General features: G+C 64.9%; 10 protein-coding genes and 2 tRNA genes. 9 read left to right on the top strand and 3 right to left on the bottom strand.

Annotated features, from left to right (window positions below; all coding sequences use genetic code 11):
• The first annotated feature begins 11 nt into the window (after positions 1–11).
• From AC1DBN_RS04070 to AC1DBN_RS04050, 5 genes are all read left to right on the top strand, one after another.
• On the top strand, positions 12–1,202 hold the full coding sequence (locus tag AC1DBN_RS04070) for a YlbL family protein (RefSeq protein ID WP_231994302.1): 1,191 nt from the start codon (positions 12–14) through the stop codon (positions 1,200–1,202).
• 165 nt (positions 1,203–1,367) lie between these two features.
• Positions 1,368–4,325 (top strand): UPF0182 family membrane protein, encoded by a 2,958-nt coding sequence (locus AC1DBN_RS04065; RefSeq protein ID WP_172829981.1) that lies wholly within the window; start codon positions 1,368–1,370, stop codon positions 4,323–4,325.
• A gap of 169 nt (positions 4,326–4,494) precedes the next feature.
• Positions 4,495–4,568: transfer RNA gene (locus AC1DBN_RS04060), tRNA-Met, on the top strand.
• A gap of 161 nt (positions 4,569–4,729) precedes the next feature.
• A tRNA-Met gene (locus AC1DBN_RS04055) sits at positions 4,730–4,803 on the top strand.
• Positions 4,804–4,944: 141 nt separating this feature from the next.
• A complete protein-coding gene (locus AC1DBN_RS04050; RefSeq protein WP_091721515.1) occupies positions 4,945–5,877 on the top strand; it encodes a cytochrome b/b6 domain-containing protein in 933 nt (310 codons plus the stop codon).
• Positions 5,878–5,899: 22 nt separating this feature from the next.
• On the opposite strand, the gene AC1DBN_RS04045 is transcribed toward AC1DBN_RS04050, so the two are convergent.
• The 3 genes from AC1DBN_RS04045 to AC1DBN_RS04035 form a co-directional block, all read right to left on the bottom strand.
• Positions 5,900–7,327, bottom strand: coding sequence for a cryptochrome/photolyase family protein (locus AC1DBN_RS04045; protein ID WP_091721512.1), 1,428 nt, complete (start codon positions 7,325–7,327; stop codon positions 5,900–5,902).
• Between the two features lie 88 nt (positions 7,328–7,415).
• Positions 7,416–8,207, bottom strand: coding sequence for a PspA/IM30 family protein (locus tag AC1DBN_RS04040; protein WP_091721510.1), 792 nt, complete (start codon positions 8,205–8,207; stop codon positions 7,416–7,418).
• Positions 8,208–8,313: 106 nt separating this feature from the next.
• Positions 8,314–10,371, bottom strand: a complete 2,058-nt coding sequence (locus AC1DBN_RS04035; protein WP_091721507.1) for a TPM domain-containing protein — start codon at positions 10,369–10,371, stop codon at positions 8,314–8,316.
• Positions 10,372–10,681: 310 nt separating this feature from the next.
• Between AC1DBN_RS04035 and AC1DBN_RS04030 the strand changes: the two genes are divergently transcribed.
• From AC1DBN_RS04030 to AC1DBN_RS04015, 4 genes are all read left to right on the top strand, one after another.
• On the top strand, positions 10,682–12,358 hold the full coding sequence (locus tag AC1DBN_RS04030) for a S1C family serine protease (protein WP_477722609.1): 1,677 nt from the start codon (positions 10,682–10,684) through the stop codon (positions 12,356–12,358).
• A 270-nt stretch (positions 12,359–12,628) separates the two neighbouring features.
• Positions 12,629–13,420 carry an electron transfer flavoprotein subunit beta/FixA family protein gene (locus AC1DBN_RS04025; protein ID WP_015937642.1) on the top strand — a complete coding sequence of 264 codons (792 nt, stop codon included), beginning with the start codon at positions 12,629–12,631 and terminating at the stop codon, positions 13,418–13,420.
• 13 nt (positions 13,421–13,433) lie between these two features.
• Positions 13,434–14,384 (top strand): electron transfer flavoprotein subunit alpha/FixB family protein, encoded by a 951-nt coding sequence (locus tag AC1DBN_RS04020; RefSeq protein WP_477722608.1) that lies wholly within the window; start codon positions 13,434–13,436, stop codon positions 14,382–14,384.
• Positions 14,385–14,386: 2 nt separating this feature from the next.
• Positions 14,387–15,166 (top strand): PIG-L deacetylase family protein, encoded by a 780-nt coding sequence (locus AC1DBN_RS04015; RefSeq protein ID WP_091721500.1) that lies wholly within the window; start codon positions 14,387–14,389, stop codon positions 15,164–15,166.
• The last annotated feature ends 50 nt before the right edge of the window (positions 15,167–15,216 follow it).

The following is a 15,216-nucleotide window of genomic DNA, read 5'->3' as shown; positions in this document are numbered from 1 at the left end:
ACTGTTGTTGGGTGACTACAACCCGTGGCGGGTACCCCTCCGAGGACCACGCTTCAGAGCTTCTTTCCCAGCCCCGGCAAGGGGATCACGACGGCGGAGCGGCCGGCGGCAATGACGCGGACGGCGGCGCGCCAACTGGGCCTGCGCCCCGCCGAAGCCCCAGGGTTTCAGCCATGATGCTTGCCGGTATGACGGCGCTGGGCCTGGGCATCGCCGTCGGGGTCATCCCCGTGCCGTACGTCATCGAATCCCCGGGACCCACGTATAACACCCTGGGACAGGGGCAGGGGACTCCCGTCATCAAGGTCACCGGGCATGAGTCCTACCCGGCGGCAGGCAACTTGGACCTCACCACGGTGTACGTCGACGGCGGCCCCAACAGCCCGGTCAGCATCCTCACCGCTTTCTCCGCCTGGCTTGACCGGTCCAAGTCCGTCTATCCGGTGGAGCTGATCTATCCCACGGGGACCACCAAGGAAGAAGCCGCCCAGCAGAGTTCCGTCGCCATGACCACTTCCCAGGAAAACGCCGTCGCCTCGGCCCTGAACGAACTGGACATCCCGTTCGGCCAGCAGCTAGAGGCCGCGGGACTGTCAAACGGGTCGGCTGCGGAAGGCAAGATCCAAACCGGGGACGTCCTCAAGACCATCAATGGCAAGGACATCACGTCACTGGCCGTCATCCAGGACGAGCTCGCGGCAGGCAAGGGCGCCCCCGCAGCCGTGGTGCTGGAGCGGGACGGTCAGCCGGTGACTGAGACCATCACCCCCAAGGACAACGGCGAAGGCCGGTTCATCCTCGGGGTGATGCTCAAGTACCTGTTTACGTTCCCCTTCGATGTGCATATTTCGCTGGACAAAGTGGGCGGCCCGTCGGCCGGGCTGATGTTCTCCCTGGGCATCATCGACACCATCACCCCCGGCGACCTGACCGGCGGCAAGCACATCGCCGGCACAGGCACCATTTCGCCTGACGGCACTGTTGGGGCCATTGGCGGCATCGTGCAGAAAATGCAGGGCGCCCGCGCCGGGGGAGCCACCCTGTTCCTGGCACCCGCGGAAAACTGCGGGGAAGTGGTGGGGCACATCCCGGACGGGCTCCAGGTGGTCAAGGTGGACAAGCTCGCGGAGGCAAGGTCCGCCGTCGAACGTGCCGGCAGCGGCCAGGACACAACGGGCCTGCCCACCTGCGGAAACAACTAGACTGGGCGCATCTAGACTCGACAGGAACTAAGCCTTACCGCCACTCGTGGCAAAGGTGACGGACAATTCCAGCTGCAGGCCGGGGGAGTACGTCACTCGCACGCACGCTTCGAATATCTGACGACCAGCTATGAGGTACCCAGTTTGTCCCGTCCCGCCAGCACCATGTCCACCGGCAGACCCCCTTCCCGACGCGGCGCGCTGACGCCCACCCTGATCGTTGTTGCCCTCGTCGTCGTGGGCTTCATCTTCTTCGCCAACGTCTGGACCGACGTCCTTTGGTACCGGCAGCTGGGGTTCATGGAAGTCTTCATCACTGAGAACCTTGCGAAGATCGCCATCTTCGCTGCCGGGTTCGCCTTGATGTTCGCCGGCGTGTTCTTCGCCATCCGCATTGCCTACCGCTCCCGGCCGGTCTACGCGCCTGATTCCGATATCCGGGACAACCTCAACCGCTACCAGGCACAGCTGGAACCTGTACGGCGGGTGGTCATGATTGGCCTGCCCATCCTCTTCGGCCTCTTCGCCGGAAGCGCGGCCGCGAGCCAGTGGCAGAAGGTATTGCTCTTCTTCAACCAGGTGGGCTTCAACAAGCAGGACCCCCAGTTCAACATGGACATCAGCTTCTATGTGATGGTCCTGCCCTTCCTGGGATTCGTCACAGGCTTCCTGATCAGCGTGGTTGTCATTGCCGGCATCGCCGGCATCCTGACGCACTACCTCTACGGCAGCATCCGGCTCATGGAGCGCGGCGTCTACACCGCCCGTGCCGCCCAGATCCACATTGCCGTCACCGGTGCCGCGTTCCTGATCCTGCTGGGCATCAACTTCTGGCTTGACCGGTATTCCTCGGTCCAGAGCAATGGCGGCCGCTGGGCCGGTGCCCTCTACACGGACGTCAACGCCGTCATCCCCACGAAGGCCATCCTCGCCGTCGCTGCCGTGCTGGTAGCCGCGCTGTTCATCGTGGCAGCCATCATCGGCCGCTGGCGCCTGCCGGTCATCGGAACGGCGATGCTGATCATCACGTCCATCCTGGCCGGTGGAGTGTACCCCTGGGTGATCCAGCAGTTCCAGGTCCGTCCCTCGGAAGAAACGCTGGAGAAGGACTACATCCAACGGAACATCGACAACACCCGCAGCGCTTACGGGCTCGATGGAATCCAGGAGACCCGCTACGACGCCACCAACACCGCAACATCAGGTGCCCTGGCCCCGGACGCGCAGACCACCGCAAACATCCGGCTCCTGGACCCCAACCTGATCTCTGACGCCTTCGCACAGCTGGAACAGTACCGCCCGTACTACCAGTTCCCCGAGGCCCTCAACGTTGACCGGTACGAGGTGGACGGCAAGATCCAGGACACCGTGATCGCTGTCCGGGAACTGAACCCCACCAACGTGGCAGCCAACCAGCAGGGCTGGTTGAACCAGCACGTCGTGTACACGCACGGCTACGGCGTGGTAGCGGCCAAGGGCAACAAGTTCACCGTGGACGGCAAGCCTGAATTCCTGCAGTCGGGCATCCCCTCCAATGGCGTCCTGGGCAACGACTCCTCCTACCAGCCCCGCATCTACTTCGGTGAATCCTCACCCGAGTACTCGATCGTTGGCGCCCCGGAAGGCACCGCTCCGCGTGAGCAGGACCGTCCGTCCGGCCGCGAAGGCGAAGGCGAAACCCAGTACACGTTTACCGGCAACGGCGGCCCGAACGTGGGCTCGTTCTTCAACAAGGTCCTGTACGCCATCAAGTTCCAGTCCTCGGACCTGCTGCTCTCGGACGGCGTGAACTCCGATTCGCAGGTCCTGTACGACCGCAACCCCCGGGAACGCATCCAGAAGGTTGCGCCGTACCTCACCGTTGACGGCAACGCCTACCCGGCGGTTGTTGATGGCCGCGTGAAGTGGATCGTGGACGGCTACACCACCAGCCAGTACTACCCTTACTCGCAGCAAAAACAGCTGTCTGAGGCCACTGCTGACACGCAGACCACCTCCGGCCGCGCCGTGGCCCTGCCGAACAGCACCGTGAACTACATCCGGAACTCCGTCAAGGCAACCGTGGACGCCTACGACGGCTCCGTCACCCTGTACGCCTGGGATGACCAGGACCCTGTCCTCAAGGCCTGGAACAAAGTGTTTCCCACGTCCCTGAAGCCCTATTCTGAGATGTCCGGCGCGGTGATGAGCCACGTCCGTTACCCGGAGGACCTGTTCAAGGTCCAGCGTGAACTGCTGGGCCAGTACCACGTGACGGACCCCCGCAGCTTCTACAAGAACAACGACGCCTGGAGCGTTCCGGCCGATCCCACAGTGGACACGGACGTCAAGCAGCCGCCGTTCTACATGTCGCTGCAGATGCCTGACCAGGACAAGCCGGCGTTCCAGCTCACGTCATCCTTCATTCCGCAGATCGTGAACAACAACGCCCGCAACGTCCTCTATGGCTTCCTGGCAGCGGATTCCGACGCCGGTAACCAGGCAGGGGTCAAGGGTGAGGGCTACGGCAAGCTGCGCCTGCTCAATATCCCGCCGGAAACCCAGGTCCCCGGCCCGGGCCAGGCGCAGAACAAGTTCAACTCCGATCCCACGGTGTCCCAGGCCCTGAACCTGTTGCGCCAGGGTGCCTCGGACGTGCTGAACGGCAACCTGCTGACCCTGCCCGTGGGCGGCGGCATCCTGTATGTGCAGCCGGTCTACCTGAAGTCGACCGGTGAGACCTCCTATCCCACCCTGCAGCGCGTGCTGGTGGCGTTCGGTGACAAGGTGGGCTTCGCGCCCACCCTGGACGAAGCACTCAAGCAGCTGTTCGGCGGTAATTCCGGCGCAGCGGCGGGCGACTCGGACAACAACGGGCAGACGCCAGCCGCGCCGGCTAATCCATCGGAGCCGGGAGCGGACGCCAAGGCTGAGCTCAAGGCGGCGCTGGACGAAGCAAATGCCGCCATCCAGGCCGGCCAGTCGGCTCTCTCAACCGGTGACTTCGCCGCTTATGGTGAGGCGCAGAAGCGGATCACAGCGGCACTGAAGAAGGCCGTGGACGCCGAGGCCAAGATTCCCGGCACCGCCCCGGAAGCCAGCCCGGCACCAACGGCAACGCCGACACCGTCGCCCAGCAACTAGCCAGGCTCGCGGCGTCCTGAGCCCCCCCGGGTGCCCAGGACCTGAATGAAAGTACGACGACGTAAAGCGGCACCCGCTTCCTCCGGGAAGCGGGTGCCGCTTGCGTAACGGACGTCACGCTGTCTCGATTTGGCTTGGCGTTCACCTCCCGGTAAAGTAGTTCTTGCGACGCGGGGTGGAGCAGTTCGGTAGCTCGCTGGGCTCATAACCCAGAGGTCACAGGTTCAAATCCTGTCCCCGCAACTGGTAAAAGACCCGGACATTGGAAACAGTGTCCGGGTCTTTTTGTGCTCCTGGCTGTGTCGGTTGGCGGTGGCATGGCACGCCTCTGGCGGATGGCCGGGAGGGGCTTTGGGCCACGTGGTCACGGCGGCCGAAAAGATAGGGTAGTGTTGATCAAGCGACGCGGGGTGGAGCAGTTCGGTAGCTCGCTGGGCTCATAACCCAGAGGTCACAGGTTCAAATCCTGTCCCCGCAACTATGGAAAGACCCCGTTCGGCACACCAGCCGGACGGGGTCTTCTTTTTTCCGTGGATGAGGGTAGTTCCTAGTATTCTCGTTCGCAGGGCTTGCGTGCTGCGAGCACCTGGCCAGTCATTCTCGAGAGGAATGTAGTTCGATGTCCACACCCACGAAGAAGCCCGGCGCCGCCACGGGTAAGCGGTCCCGACTCTACTGGGGCGTCCCGGCCGTCCTCGTGGCGCTGGTACTGGTGGTCCTCGCCGCCCGATGGCTTGTGGGCCTTCCCGCCGTGGCTTCCTTCGTGGCTGCCTACCCGGGGCATTCGGAGCTGCCGGCCTCGGCACCCGAGGGCTTCCCGGCGTGGCTGGCGTGGCAGCACTTCCTCAACGCCTTCTTCCTGCTGCTGATTATCCGTACGGGCTGGCAGGTGCGGACCACCACCCGTCCCAGCGCCCACTGGACCCGCAACAACAAGGGCCTGATCCGGACCCGGAACGCTCCAACGAAGATCAGCCTTGAGCTGTGGTTCCACCTCACGTTGGATGCCCTGTGGATCCTCAACGGCCTGGTGTTCGCCGTTCTCCTGTTTGCCACCGGCCAGTGGATGCGGATTGTCCCCACCAGCTGGGATGTGTTCCCGAACGCCCTTTCGGCCGCCCTCCAGTACGCATCGCTGAACTGGCCCACGGAGAACGGCTGGGTCAACTACAACGCGCTCCAGCTGCTGACCTACTTCATCACCGTCTTCATCGCCGCACCGCTGGCGTTCATCACCGGGCTGCGCATGTCCGGTGCATGGCCCAAGAAGGCTGCCGGCCTGAATAAGGCCTACCCCATCGAGTGGGCCCGTGCCGTGCACTTCCCGGTGATGATCTACTTCGTGGCCTTCGTGGTGGTGCATGTGTTCCTGGTCTTCGCCACGGGGGCGCTCCGGAACCTCAACCACATGTACGGTGTGCGTGACGACGACGGCTGGTTCGGTTTCTGGGTCTTCGCCGCTTCCGTGGCTGTCATGGTTGGCGCCTGGTTCCTCGCCCGCCCGCTTTTCCTGCGCCCCATCGCGTCACTGATGGGCAAGGTCAGCCGCTGACCCTGGCGGCCCGTACAAGCGGTCACGAGTCCTTGAGCTTCTGGTAGGCATCCAGTGCCCGCTCCCGTGACTCTGGGAGCTCCACCAGGGGCTGGGGGTAGCTCTCCAGCTCCGCCGTCCATGGTTCGTGGATCGCTTTGCCCTCAAGGCCGGCGATCTCCGGGATGAACCGGCGCAGGTAGTCGCCGCCGGCGTCGAACTTCTTGCTTTGGGTTACCGGATTGAAGATGCGGTAGTAGGGCGAGGCATCCGCTCCGGAGCCGGCCACCCATTGCCAGTTTGCGGGATTGTTTGCGGCGTCGGCGTCCACCAGGGTGTCCCAGAACCATTGTTCGCCCACCCTCCAGTCGGTCAGGAGGTTCTTGACCAGGAAGGATGCCGCTGCCATGCGGACGCGGTTGTGCATCCACCCGGTCTGCCAGAGCTGCCGCATACCGGCGTCAACCAGCGGATAGCCGGTCTGGCCCTGCTGCCACGCGGCCAGTTCCTGCCGGCTCAGTGATCCCCATTCGAACTTCTCAAAGTCGGGCCGGAAGCTCCGGGTGGCCAGTTCCGGATTGTGATACAGCAGGTGCCAGTTGAATTCCCGCCAGCCGAGTTCGGAGCGGAAGATGCCGACGTCGGCAGGAACCTGCCGCGGATGGCGGCGGCGGATCTCACGCCATACCCGGAACGGACTGACTTCGCCGAACCGGAGGTACGGAGACAACCGGCTGGTTCCCTCAGTGCCGGGGATGTTCCTTCCGGTCCCGTAGTCCTCAATGGGACCGTCCAGGAAGTCCGTTAGGCGGTCCAGCGCGCCCTTTTCGCCCGGCACCCACGTGTCGGCCAGCCCTCCGCTCCAGTCGGGCGAGGTAGGCAGCAGCTTCCAACTGCCTAGGGAGTCGCTCGCCGGGAGGCCGCGGCCGGAGGAAGCCGGTTCGGGAAGGTCTTGGGGAACGTCGAAAGGATCCCGGATGTCGCCGGCTGCCAGGCAGGCACGCCAAAACGGTGAGTAGACCTTGTACGGGCCGCCTGCGCCGGTCCTAATGGTCCAGGGCTCGAAGAGCAGGTTGGCCTGGAAACTGAAGGCCTCGATGCCGTTGCCGGCAGCCCATTCCTTCAGGCCGGCGTCGATATCGCGTTCCGGCCCGCCGTAGCGGCGGTTCCAGAAGAGGTGGCCCGCATGCGTCTGCGCAGCCAGTGAACTGATGACGTCGGCGGCCTTGCCGCGGCGCAGCACCAGCCGCGAACCCTTGGCTTCCAGATCGGCGCTGAGTGCCGCCAGCGAGTGGTGCAGCCACCACCGGCTGGCCCCTCCGAGCGCCCGAACACCGTCCGACTCCTCGTCCAGTACATAGACCACTGTCATCGGCACACCGAGGTGGGCAGCTTCGGACAGTGCAGGGTTGTCATCGAGGCGAAGGTCGTCGCGCAGCCATACGAGTGACGTCAGATCTGTGGAAGCCATGCCACCACGCTACACACCGGGGAACGGCAAAGGGCCGGGACTTTCCGTCCCGGCCCTTCAACGTTGGTGATTACCTGCTCCCGCAGGCTCAGAGCTTATCGAAATCCGCCTCATCCACGGTGGATGCTGGTTCGGCCGAATTGCCCGAACCGATGGCCTGGGTGCTCTTGCCGCCGGACTTCAGTGCGGCCAGGCGGGCCTCGATCTCCACCTGCTCACCAAGGTCTTCCAGCTGGTTGAACTGTGCATCGAGGCTCGATGCGGCGAGTTCCTGCTGGCCGCGGACCTTCGCCTCTTCGCGGCGGATCTTCTCTTCGAAGCGTCCCACTTCGCTGGTGGGATCCATGATGTCGATGCTCTTGATGGCGTCGTGGACCTGCGTCTGTGCGGCTGCGGTCTTGGACCGTGCCACCAGTTCGTTGCGCTTGCTGGTGAGCTGGTTGAGCTTGCCCTTCATCTGGTCGAGGCCGTTCTTGAGCTTGTCAACCACTTCGCGCTGCGAGGCGATGCTGGGCTCAGCGCCCTTGGCTTCGCTCTCGGCAGCCATCTGGCGCTGCAGGGCCACCTTGGCCAGGTTGTCGAACTTCTCGGCGTCCGTCACGTCGCCATTGCTGCGGAACTCATCGGCCTTGCGCGAGGCGGCCAGGGCCTTGTTGCCCCAGTCGCGGGCATTGCGGACATCCTCGTTGTAGTCGTCTTCGAGCATGCGGAGGTTGCCAATGGTCTGCGCCACGGCTGACTCAGCCTCGGCGATGTTGTTGGTGTAGTCCCGGACCATCTGGTCCAGCATCTTCTGCGGATCCTCAGCGTTGTCCAGCAAGGAGTTGATGTTTGCCTTCGCCAGCTGAGCGATGCGGCCGAAAATGGACTGCTTAACCATGGTGTTACCTTTCGTCCTGCTCTGTTGTGGCCACTGCTGCCGGTGAACAGTGGTGTACTGCGTCTATCCGCCCGCCGGTATTCCGGCGGGCGCCTAGCCTGTGGATCTAGAAACTCCCCGAGTCACCGCCGCCGAAGTCACCGCCGCCGAAGTCGCCGCCACCGAAGCCGCCGGAATCTCCGCCGAACCCGCCGCCCCCGTCGCCGTGGCCGCCGCCCCAACCGCCGCCGCCGCCACCGTTGAGGATGGAGTTGATCAGGATGCCGCCCAAGATGGCGCCACCCAGGCCGCCGCCTCCGCCGCCGCCGAACATGCCGCCCCGGCCGTAGCCCTGGTTGGCGTAGCCGTCGAAGTGGTCCACATCCGCCTGGGCCAACTGGGCTGCCTGCGCGGCGAGGGCGTGTGCCTGCTGTGCGTAGGTGAGGGCTGTGACGGGATCGGTCCGTGCAATGGAGAGCGCGTAGTCCAGGTTCCGCTGGGATTCCGCCAAACGGGTCCGCGCCTCGGTGCCGACGCCGCCGCGGCGGGCCGTGATGTAGTCCGAGGTAGCGCTGATCTGCGCCTGTGCGGACATGATGGTCTGCTGCAGCGAGGCCTGGGCCCGGCGTGCCTGCTCCTGCTGGTCGCGGATTCCGGTCAGCGACTGGTCGAGGGACTGATGGGCAGCCTCGACCCGCTGCAGCGTGGCAATGGGGTCGATCTTGCCACCCTGGATTTCGGCTTTGACCTGGGCCAGGGCAGCCTCGACGCCTGCTACCGGGCCGGCAAGCTCGGGGTGGGCGCCGGATTGGATCATCGCCCGGGCCTGGGCAAGGTCCTGGGAGGTGTCAACCACCGCGGCCTCAAGGCTGTTGCGGGCCTCGTCCAGGCTGGACGAGAGCTTGGAGATGGCATCGATCAGGACGGTCGTCTGGTGGAGGCTTTCCTCAGCAGCACGCACGGCCACGGCGGCGAGGCTCGCTTCACCCTCGTCCAGCTTCTGCTGCGCGGCCGCGGTGGCGTTCTTGACGAAGGCGAGGCGTTCCTTGGCCTGAAGGATGTTGTCGGACACCTGGACCAGGGCGCTGTCGGCGTACTTGGCGCGCAGCGTGGTGAGCGATTCCTCGGCGTTGGCAATCTTTGCGTCGGCGTCGCGTGCTCCGGCATTGATGACGGCAAGGGCCTGGGGAGCGTTCTTTTCGAGTTCCCTCAGCGAGTCGAAGTCCGCCTTCTGCTCCTGCAGGGAGGCCAGCGCAGCCTCCGACCGCCGGATGATCTCGCCCAGCCAGGTCCGCTGCTGCTCCTCAGTGTCCGGGATGTGGTCGTCGAGCTGCTGCTGGAGCTTGAACGATTCGGTCATGTGGGCTTTGGCCTCATCGAGGGCCTTGGTGAAGTTGCCCACGGCAGAGTCGCCGTACTGGGCCTGGGCGAACATGAGTTCCTGTTCGCTGGACTTGATGGCGTCATCAGCCTCGATCAGCAGTGGGCCGCTCTTGCGGCGCAGTTCTTCGACGCTAAGGGAAGCCAAGGGGTCCACCTGGCCACCTTGAGGGCCATAGCTGGCGCTCGAAGCCTGACCGGCTGCCTTCTTGCGGCGGTTGCGGAAGTACAGGTAGGCGCCGGCGCCACCGGCGGCCACAACGCCTGTCCCCACGAGTACCGCAGCACCGGCGTCGTTGCCGGAGGAGACGTTGCCGTTACCTCCGCCTGCAGCGTCTCCGATAGCCGCCGCAGTGTCGATGGCGGCTTGGGCATAGTCGCGCTTGCCACCGGCGAGGTTGGCTGTGACAGCGTTCTGGCTGATGTTGGCCTGCTTGGACCGTATCGGGCTCGCGGAGTTCGTGACGAAATTGAACTTTCCGTCATCCACGGCCATCGCCAGAACTGCGTCGGCCCGGCCCATGCCCTTCAACTCGGCCACCTTCTGCGTCCATTGGACGGGATCAGTAGGGCTCGTGAAGGTGTCGACCGTGACAACGTAAAGGTTGTACTTGTGGTCTTTGAGCAAGTCCTGGATGGCCTTCTGGACTTCACCCTCGCGGCCGCCAAGAACCTTCGCGTTGTCGACGATGTTCTTTCCCGACGGGATGGTGACCGGATCTTCGGCCCAGGCCGCGCCGGCGGGCACCGCCAGCAGGCCGGCAAGGCCAACGACGGCGAGAATACGTTTGAACTTTGACCGCATGTGCAACCCTTCAGCACGCCTGACACCGATTCCGGACGAATCAGTCGTCACGAAATCCAGCAGCGCCCCCACGCTTGGTGTGAAGCCGCAGGTCGCTGTGGCATTTCATCTTGATTCTATGGTGCACCCCACAGGCCGTCCATTGAGCTGAATATGCCACCAGCGAAACGATGCGGGCAGGGCCGCTCCCAGGGGAGGTCATAGCTGGTGTTCAGGCGCCAGCCGCGTTCAGCAAGCTCCCAGCAAACATCCGAACTTGTTCCAGCGACGGGGTACATAGTTAATGCAGACGAGGATGAAAGGAAGTCCCATGACTGAGAACCAAAGTTCCGGACACGGCCCCGAGGACGGCCGGTCCACCAGCCGGAATCCCTGGCAGCAGCCCACGATGCCGGGAGACGGTCCCACGGACGCTCGGCATGCGGACGGTCCGGGTGCCGGCCCTGAAACAGGAAACCAGGGCGCGGACGGCAATACTCCTACCCACGCGACCACCGGGGGAGCTGACCAGGGGCGCCAGTACCCCACCGAACAGTTTGACCGCCAGGCCACGGACAACCCCACCCGGGAAATTCCGCGGGGCCAGCACCCCGAGTACCCGCAGCGCCAGCCGTTCTACGGCCAGTCGGCCTATTACGGGCAGAACCCGCAACACGGGCAGAACCCGCAACACCAGCAGAACGGGAACGCGCACAATTACGGCCAGCCGGCTGCCGGAACTGCCCACGGGGATCCCGCCGGCGGCGTTGGATTTGCCCCCAACGCCAAGGATGCTCCTCGGCGCAAGGCGACGTTCGGGGTCGGGACCCTGGTGGCCAGCATCCTTGCTGCCGGCCTCGTAGGCGGCGGCGTGGCCACGGTTGGTTCCGGCGAGCTGTTCGGCAGCACGGGAACCTCCACCACGGCCAGCAGCAACAGCCAGCCCGGCACCGTGATCGTCAACAACCAGGACAGCGTCAACGAGATCACCGCGGCCGCCGTGAAGGCTTCGCCGAGCGTGGTCACCATCAGCGCCACCAGCGGAAGTTCCGGCGGAACCGGCTCGGGCATCGTCCTTGACGACCAGGGCCACATCCTGACCAACACCCACGTGGTGACCCTTGACGGCCAGTCTGCCAACGCCAGCCTGGAGATCCGTACCAGCGGCGGCAAGGTGGTTCCCGCCAAACTGGTGGGCACCGACCCGTTGTCTGACCTTGCGGTGATCAAGGTGGACGACACGTCCGGCCTCACGCCTGCCACCCTCGGCGACTCCTCCAAGCTCAATGTGGGCGACACCGCCATTGCCATCGGTTCACCGCTGGGACTCACCGGCACCGTGACGGACGGCATCGTCTCAACCCTCAACCGCACCATCAGCGTGGCCTCGTCGGCAGCGCCCGAAGGCGGAGACAACAGCCAGGGCGGGGACGAGGGCTTCCAGTTCGCGCCTCCCGGCGGCGGCCAGAGCCAGCAGAGTTCAAGCCAGGGATCCATCGCCATTAATGTGATCCAGACTGACGCGGCCATCAACCCGGGTAACTCCGGCGGCGCACTGGTCAACAGCAAGGGCGAGATCATCGGCGTGAACGTTGCCATCGCCTCCGCCGGCTCGGGCACCTCATCCTCCTCCAGCGGCAACATCGGTGTGGGCTTCAGCATCCCGATCAACAACGCCCAGCGCGTGGCCCAGGAGATCATCGACAACGGCAAGGCGTCCCACGGGCAGCTTGGGGTCAGCGTCAAGGCAAAGACGACCTCCGGGGCATCCTCCGAGTTCTCCGTCGGCGCAGACGTTGCCACCGTGGAAGCCAACTCGCCCGCAGCCAACGCGGGGATCATGGTGGGCGATGTCATCACCAAGTTCAACGACCTCGCCATCGGTGAGCCGAACCAGCTGACCGCGGCTGTCCGCGAACAGCCGGCAGGATCCTCGGTGAAGATCACGGTCCTGCGCAGCGGCAAGGAACAGACGTTCGACGTCAAACTGGGCACCGCGGCCAGCTAGGGCCACCACACCGGTGAACGGGCAATAACGACGGCGGCGCCGCACCTTCGGGGGCGGCGCCGCCTTCGGTTGACCACCCGTCCGCCGTGTTTCCGGATGCCGGCGTCCGCGCAGGGAAACGCACGGACACAGGGGTTAACCGGGCGTCACATGGCGGTCGCAATATGGTTAGCTAGACCTACCCGCATGCCGGGCACTCCGCGGCCATGACCTCACCCGGCTGGCTGTCCACAAGCATGGAAGGCTGCTGTCACTACAGTGGAAGATACTTTGAAGATTGTCGTCTTGGTCAAGCATGTACCGGACGCCCAGTTCGACCGCCACCTCAACGGAGAGGGCAACACTACGGACCGCGATGAAAGCATCCTGTCCGAGCTGGACGAGTACGCGCTCGAAGCGGCGCTGCAGCTCGCCGAGGCACGCGGCGGCAGCAAGGCCGGCAACCAGGTCATCGCCTTGAGCATGGGCCCCTCCGGCGCAGTCAACGCCGTCAAGAAGTCCCTGCAGATGGGTGCCACCGAAGGCGTCCACCTCACCGACGACGCCCTGGCAGGCTCCGACGCGGCCGCAACGTCGCTCGCGCTCGCAGCAGCCATCCGGCACCTCGGCCAGGTGGACCTGGTCATTACCGGCATGGCATCCACCGACGGTGAGACTTCCCTGGTGCCGGCACAGCTGGCCGAACGGCTTGGCCTGCCGCAGGTGACCTTCGCTTCCTCGCTGGAGGTCGCCGGTGGCAGCCTTACTGCACGCCGCGACGCGGACACTTCCTCGGAAACCGTGGAAGCACCGCTGCCCGCCATCGTGTCCGTGACGGACCAGATCAACGAGCCCCGGTACCCCAACTTCAAGGGAATCATCGCTGCCAAGCGCAAGAGCATCGCCACGCTGTCCCTCGCGGACATCGGAGTTTCCCCCGACCAGGTTGGCTTCGCCGGCTCCTGGACCACGGTGACCAGCGCCGAAGAACGGCCGCCACGGACCGCCGGCACCATCATCACCGACGAAGGCGACGCCGGCATCAAGCTGGTGGACTTCCTGGCCGCCCAGAAGCTGCTCTAAGAGGATCACAGACATGGCAAAAGTACTCGTTTTCATTGACAACCCGGGCGCAGCCCTGAAGAAGAGCAGCCTTGAGTTGCTGACCCTGGCCCGCTCGCTGGGGGAACCCGCCGTCGCCGTCAACGGTGAGCTCACCGACGCCGTCGCCGCCTCCCTCGCCGAATACGGCGCCGCGGCCGTGCTGCGGCCCTCTGCCCAGGACCTGAACGACTTCCTGGTCGCCCCCAAGGCCGCCTTCCTGGCCGCGGCCGCAGAGAACACGGGAGCCGGCGTCGTCCTGCTGGATAACTCGCCGGAAGGCAAAGAAGTAGCGGCGCGCCTGGCCATCCGGCTCAACGCCGGCGTCATCACCGACGTCGTGTCAGTGGATGCCGACGGAACCGCCCACAAGTCGGTCCTGGCGGGGTCCTACACCACTGCCTGCAAGGCCAAGACCCCTGTGTCCGTCCTGACCATCAAGGCCAACAACGTGGTACCGGAACCGGCGGCAGCAACCTCTGCACCGGAAACCGTCACCGTGGAGGTTGCAGCCGGAACCGTCCCCGCTGCCCGCATCACTGCCCGCGAGCAGAAAGCGGCGAGCGGACGCCCCGACCTGACAGACGCACGCGTAGTGGTGGCCGGCGGGCGCGGCATGGACGGTGACTTCGGCCCCGTCGAGGAACTGGCAGACGCCCTGGGCGCTGCCGTGGGTGCATCGCGGGCGGCTACAGACGCAGGCTGGATCAGCCACGACGCCCAGGTGGGACAGACCGGCAAGACCGTGTCGCCGCAGCTCTACATCTCGGCAGGCATCTCGGGCGCCATCCAGCAGAAAGCCGGGATGCAGACCTCCAAGGTCATCGTCGCGGTCAACAAGGACGCCGAGTCTCCCGTCTTCGAAATCGCAGACTTTGGAATCATCGGCGACGTTTTCGATGTGCTGCCCCAGGCAGCGGCGGAAATCAGGAAGCGCAAAGGCTGACCTTGGCTGCACTGATTCAGCAGGACCAGAGCCCGTTCAATCCGGAAATCCACCGGGTGGAGCGGGTGCTCTGTTTCGCGGCACATCCCGATGACATCGACTTCGGTGCTGCCGGGACTATCGCCGCCTGGACGGCGGCAGGGGTGCAGGTGAGCTACTGCATCATGACCGACGGCGACGCCGGGGGATTCGATCCGGCCCACCGGGCAGACATTATCGTCATGCGTGACGCTGAACAGCGAAGGGCCGCCCAGCTGGTGGGCGTCTCCGACATCCACTACCTCCACGAGCGCGACGGCTACCTCGAACCGACGCACGACGTGATGCGCGGAGTGGTGCGGCTTATCCGCGAAATCCGTCCCGACGTCGTGCTTTCCATGCATCCTGAACGTAACTGGCGGCGCATCCAGAAAAGCCATCCGGACCACCTGGCGGTGGGGGAGGCCGTGACACGCGCCGTCTACCCGGCGGTCGAAAACCCCTTCGCCTACCCGGAACTGGCTGAAGCGGGGCTTGAGGCCTATAAGCTGCCGTGGCTGTGGCTCTATGCGGGCCCGGAGGAGCGCGAAAACCACGTGGTGGACGTGACCGGCCACGTGGACGCGAAGCTCCAGGCCATTCACGTGCACGTGAGCCAGCATCCCGATGTGGCAGCCATGGAGGCAGCCGTCAGGCAGGGCATGAGCGTCAACGCCCAGCGGGCCGGGCTTCCGGCCGGGCAGAGCGCAGAGGCGTTCCATGTAGTGGCCGTGAACGGCCCAGGGACCATCGCCGGCTTCTAGCCGCCAACGCAAAACACCCCGCCTCCTTCAGGAGGCGGGGTGTTCTGCGT

It is taken from the genome of Pseudarthrobacter sp. 10T415, assembly GCF_056394175.1.
The sequence above is the reverse complement of the archived record's forward strand: the minus strand, read 5'-3'. Positions and strand labels throughout refer to the sequence as shown.